The following is a 2,090-nucleotide window of genomic DNA, read 5'->3' as shown; positions in this document are numbered from 1 at the left end:
CAAGCACGTCTCCCTCAGCCCCAGCCGGATCGGCGACATCGCCCGCGCCGCACTCGTCCTCAACGGAATCTGGAAATGATCTTCGTTGAGAAAACCTCAATCGCCTACGAAACGGCGTCCCGGGCAACATCAACTACGCCGACACCAGCCGCATAACCCGTATCCAGGATTAGGGGTCAAGGCCCGAACGCGTCGGTGAACGTCTAGACCATCGCGCACAGTAGATCGGGACGCCGCAGTGAGGTTCTCCTCGCGTGCAGGGGCAGACTGTCTGATGCGCTCATCGTGCTGATCTCCTTCGAGGCTTCGACATCTGGAAGATCAGCCGGTGGCCGATCTCATATCCGGGGACTCACTCCGACGCCGGAACAAACACCCGCATCAGGCAGGAACCCGTACACCACAACCTGCTGCAGGCCGCGTAACCGAGCGAGCGGCACCGCGGCCAGCACATCCGCAGCCGGACGCGATCAATTACGGGACAGCCCTTAGTGGACACCCTCACCGCTTTCACGGGCCTCCACATCCAACCGGGCAGCCACGTCCTTGCGCCCCGCTCGGGCCCTCCAGAACGATCCGACACCGCAGGGCCAGCGCCAGCGAAGACGTCCGGCGCCTGGCCCAGCGAGTCAACGTCTCACGCTCATCGTCGGCCAATACCAGCTCAGCCTTCGGCCGTCCCGTCCTCGCCATCCAGCCATCATGCCCAACCATCACCGACTTACGCGTAGTGCGTCATACAGATGCTGGTGTGGTGGGCTCGGATGGGTCGTAGCCAAAGTGCTGGGTCCACCAGGGCCCCTGTCCTGCTTTAGCCCGGTAAAGGCCAACCCCGATTGACTGCAGCTGAGGGTGAAGGATGTTAGCCCGGTGTCCAGGACTGTGCATCCAGGCTGTCATGACGACTTGTGGTCGCGGTTGTCCCATGGCGATGTTCTCGGCTCCGGGCTGCGGGTGTCCCCAGGCTCGCATGCGTTCCGCGGGGGTGGTGCCGTCAGGTGACCGATGTGCGAAGTAATTGCGCTGGGCCATGTCCTGGCTGTGTGCCCGAGCTGAAGCGCGCAGCCGTTCGTCAATGCGCAACCGCGGCAGGCCACGGTTGAACCGCTCGCGGTTTACGATGGCTACTACCTCATCCTCTATTCGCTTAAGTCGAATGTCTCCCACCCCGGCTGCGGGCAGGGACAACATCTGGGAGCGTGCCGGGCCGCTGGCCGGTGAAGCGCCTTCTACCTCTATGCCCGGCAGGCGAGCGTTCGGGCGCGCTGTGGGTGGAGTTTGCTGCAGACGCGGCTTCGCCCGCGTATGCCGCCGGTTCTTTCCCACTATATTTGTCATCCCTTCCTGTTCCGAGTCGTGTTGCGATGCTGCTGGTAGGCGAGAGCACGGGAGGTGGTGGTGGCGAGTCTTGGGTAGAAGCGCCGGGTGTGCTGGTTGAGCGGGAGTCGGAGGTGGGGGCGTTGGCGGTTGCCGATGGCGGCGATGGTCTGGTTCTGATGCCCAGATCGGCGGCGAGGTGGATGGAGGGCCTCCCACTTAAGGGGTGACGTCCGCGGTGTCGGTCAGGCTACGCCCCCGGCTGTTCGGGCTCGCGGATCGCGAGACGCTCCAGGGCGGTGCCGCTGCCCGGTCCCGACGGACTGGGCGCGAGCGTGCTGGGCGGGTCCAACGGGTGAGCCTGGCGGTGGCGGCGGTGGGCCGGGACGCGCTCGCGCTGCACACCACGCCGGACGAGGCCGTGGCGCGGCTGGACCGCGAGTTGCGGGAGATCGTGCGGGACCGCTGACCCGCAGCACCTCCGGTGGGCGTCACGCCCCCATCTCTCTACATACATGTTAGGTATTTGCGGAGTCCCTTCACGGACCCCGGAACACTTCGGCTGACGCCTGTACCCACATAAACCACCCCAGTAAGCGCCAACTGTTGGCAGCTCCGTTGACACCTTCCTCACACGACTACTTAACATGCATGCATAACGAGCCACCCCGCGCGGCGTGCTGTCGTGTACGCCCGCGCGCCCGCAGTCAGGATGGTGACGGGTGTTCACTGCCCCTCTGGAGGACGGTTCCTCCACCGCCGCCGCCCCCTCC

The 2,090-nt window shown here is 65.0% G+C and carries 1 protein-coding gene; it reads right to left on the bottom strand.

Going from position 1 to position 2,090, the window contains the following annotated elements:
* Positions 1 to 735 precede the first annotated feature (735 nt).
* Positions 736 to 1,191 carry a CAP domain-containing protein gene (locus PV350_RS46275; protein ID WP_500339272.1) on the bottom strand — a complete coding sequence of 152 codons (456 nt, stop codon included), beginning with the start codon at positions 1,189 to 1,191 and terminating at the stop codon, positions 736 to 738.
* Between the last annotated feature and the right edge of the window lie 899 nt (positions 1,192 to 2,090).

The sequence above is a fragment of the Streptomyces sp. PA03-6a genome (genome assembly GCF_033792765.1).
GTDB lineage: Bacteria > Actinomycetota > Actinomycetes > Streptomycetales > Streptomycetaceae > Actinacidiphila.
Note: the sequence above shows the minus strand (reverse complement) of the source record. Positions and strands in the feature narration are given on the sequence as shown.